6 protein-coding genes are annotated in these 2,569 nt (G+C 45.7%); 2 read left to right on the top strand and 4 right to left on the bottom strand.

Annotated features, from left to right (window positions below):
• A partial coding sequence (locus tag OEZ43_22015) for a DUF86 domain-containing protein (protein ID MDH5548254.1) occupies positions 1-114 on the top strand: 114 nt, incomplete at its 5' end.
• On the opposite strand, the gene OEZ43_22020 is transcribed toward OEZ43_22015, so the two are convergent.
• The 4 genes from OEZ43_22020 to OEZ43_22035 all read right to left on the bottom strand — a co-directional run bounded on the left by OEZ43_22020 (position 111) and on the right by OEZ43_22035 (position 1,902).
• Complete coding sequence (locus OEZ43_22020) at positions 111-266, bottom strand: PHP domain-containing protein (protein MDH5548255.1); 156 nt, start codon at positions 264-266, stop codon at positions 111-113. The two genes, OEZ43_22015 and OEZ43_22020, sit on opposite strands and share 4 nt — an antisense overlap.
• Positions 267-371: 105 nt before the next feature.
• Positions 372-617 carry a DUF2442 domain-containing protein gene (locus tag OEZ43_22025; protein MDH5548256.1) on the bottom strand — a complete coding sequence of 82 codons (246 nt, stop codon included), beginning with the start codon at positions 615-617 and terminating at the stop codon, positions 372-374.
• A complete protein-coding gene (locus OEZ43_22030; protein MDH5548257.1) occupies positions 592-834 on the bottom strand; it encodes a DUF4160 domain-containing protein in 243 nt (80 codons plus the stop codon). Before OEZ43_22030 ends, OEZ43_22025 begins: the two co-directional genes overlap by 26 nt.
• 132 nt (positions 835-966) lie before the next feature.
• Entirely contained in the window at positions 967-1,902 is a 936-nt protein-coding gene (locus OEZ43_22035) for an IS1595 family transposase (GenBank protein MDH5548258.1), read from the bottom strand.
• A gap of 129 nt (positions 1,903-2,031) precedes the next feature.
• Between OEZ43_22035 and OEZ43_22040 the strand changes: the two genes are divergently transcribed.
• On the top strand, positions 2,032-2,496 hold the full coding sequence (locus tag OEZ43_22040; protein MDH5548259.1) for a transposase: 465 nt from the start codon (positions 2,032-2,034) through the stop codon (positions 2,494-2,496).
• Positions 2,497-2,569: the final 73 nt, after the last annotated feature.

Here is a 2,569-nt window from a genome sequence, read left to right on the forward strand (position 1 = left end):
CGTCTTATACACGGATATCTTGGAATTGATGATGATACTTTATGGAGTATTATCCAGGATGACCTTACTGATCTAATTGCTGAGTTGAAAAATATTCAATCTCCCCCGTCTTAGTTTTCCGTCTCATTTTCCAATTTCCAATCCGTCACCGCCACCACCGGCATGTTCGTCTCCGCCACCCGCTTAATCAGCGGCTTGACGCGCACAATGCCATCGACCATGGAGTATTCGGTGTGTAAATGCAGATGGACAAACTTCGGCTGCATGGGGTCCTTGATTTGTTGAATCTAAAGCTGTTTTTGTAAAAGTGGTTACTTTTTAGGCAGTTGCGCCCTTTGCGGAAAGGGGCAAGTGAAAGGTAGGACCTTAAATCAGTGATTGCCTAAAAGCAATCCCTTTACGCTAAGGTCTTCATCGAGATCGGGCCAGTGGATGCCCTCGCCGTCACCCAGGATTTGATAGTTGTGTAATTGCTCGTTTGAAGCCCCGGCCAACAAAGGAAACCACGCAAGAGGAACCGTCAGTGTACGACCATCAACCAGACGCACGCTCATCTCGTTATCCGTAAACGTAACACTTTGCGCCAGTGGATTAATGTTTGCCGTCAAAGTACCCAAGATAGGCCTCCATCAGTAGATCCCTGTTCTCCTTAATACGTCGTTGAATCAGTCGCAATTCGTGTACCGGAAACCGGGTGGAACTCGCCAGCGATACTGGCATCAGCCAGTATTTTGCCAAACGGTCTTCTCTTTGTACATGTATATGCGGGGGCTCACCTTGCTCGTTACTGTAAAAGAAAAAACGATAGGGCCCTATTCTCAATATTGTTGGCATTTTGAGATTGTTCCAGAGGATTTCTTGTCGAGATTTTTACGCGTCGGACAGCGGATAATTATCCTCCATGGCCCGCGGCAAAAACATGCTGTATATTTATGGCTCTATTTGCGTATTATGTTGGTAGTTTAATCATAATGTTGCCAACAAACACTTCCTTGAGTTCATCGATTCATTTTCTCCTTCAAGCAATCTCCTCCAGCCGAGATAGTTCGACAAATATTTTGTAGAAACACCTTTGAATCTCGACATCCATTGTCTTAAACGAGACACATAGGCATTCAGATTTTGTATGTGGAATATTTCATCAATCACACGAATTCCCGATACTCCAACCAGGCGTTTATGTTCGAGTCCTTCCTCCTGTGCAAATGTTCTATAGATTAAGTTGCCATCAGTGCACAATATAACTTCTTTACTCATTAGCGGACGTAGGCAAGACTTGATTGATTCGTTATCGATTGTCTTGAACACAAAGTCAGCAATAGTGCCATTTCGATCTAGCGCGAGAAGTACCGGTACCCGCATATGGCGATTCTTATGGTTGTTTTTTCCTCTTTTGCGAGGCTTTCTTTGAGTTAATGCCTTGTTTCCCTTAGATGATTCCGTAAAGAAAATTTCATCCACTTCGGCAATACCTCGCATCTTTTTGGGTTCCACTAAGGTCGGAGTTGTCAAAAAGCGATGCCGCCAACGAAATGCGGTCGTTGGGTCAATGCCGCACACATCCGCTGTTTTCTGAATGCTCAGACCATCGATCAAACACTGACTATGTTTTAACCATTGTTCACGGCGATGAAGCCCTGCCAAGGGACTACCTGTTAGCGAATTAAAGGTTTTGAGGCACGACTTGCAACGATAACGTTGTAGTGACCCTGACTGTCCCCAGCGAGAAACACTATTAGACTTACAATGCGGACAATTTTTGTCACAACCACTGTGTCTTTCGATAAGCGAAATACACTCATTTACGTCACCGATTTCAATTTTTTCGACAATTTTCTTTTTCTGAAGATTGGTAAGATGAGAAAGCGAAGAGAGTAGTTGATTGAAGGCAATTCTATTCATGAATGCACTCCCTGCATGTATTTGAAATACTGGTCATAATACCAGTACCATCAAATAATGCAAATAGAGCCATATTTATACAGCTTTCGGAAAGAAAAACAAGAAATATATTTTTTGCTGTTGTAACTCGTGATTCAATACCTGATACGCTGGGGTGTATTGGCGGAAGATCAGGGCCAACTATATCTTGATCAGCCCGAGTCAACCGACCCGTCTATGACACCACTACAAGCCAGCTCTTGTACCTATCGTATTGCCCTGGGGCCCAGAGCGGGACAAAAACTCGTAACCCTGCAAACGGTGGAACCCAACGCCACCGCCTACCCTTCAACCGGAGACCGTTGTGTAAACCGCCAGGGGTTCAGTCTGCACGCCAACACCTACTGTGCACCTACCGATCGACAAAAACTTGAACGACTGTGTCGCTATATAACACGCCCTGCTCTAGCCAACGGCAGCGCTCGCACATCCTTGTGCTTCGCGGCACCTGGACATCCTTGTCCAATGGGCGCGTTTACTCAAGCGTGTCTTCAATATCGAATTCCAGACCTGCCCCCATTGCCAAGGGCGTCTCAAGATTTTAGCTTCTATTGAAGACCCACCGACCATTGCAAAGATCCTTAAACACCTGGGCCTACCCACCAGAGCACCACCACGGGCACCCGCC

Source organism: Gammaproteobacteria bacterium (assembly GCA_029881255.1).
Lineage (GTDB): Bacteria > Pseudomonadota > Gammaproteobacteria > S012-40 > S012-40 > JAOUMY01.

What these genes read in the sequence shown, in the direction of transcription:
- OEZ43_22030 (MDH5548257.1), bottom strand. Translation starts at nt 834, where the DNA reads ATGCCAACAATATTGAGAATAGGGCCCTATCGTTTTTTCTTTTACAGT.
- OEZ43_22020 (MDH5548255.1), bottom strand. Translation starts at nt 266, where the DNA reads ATGCAGCCGAAGTTTGTCCATCTGCATTTACACACCGAATACTCCATG.
- OEZ43_22035 (MDH5548258.1), bottom strand. Translation starts at nt 1,902, where the DNA reads ATGAATAGAATTGCCTTCAATCAACTACTCTCTTCGCTTTCTCATCTT.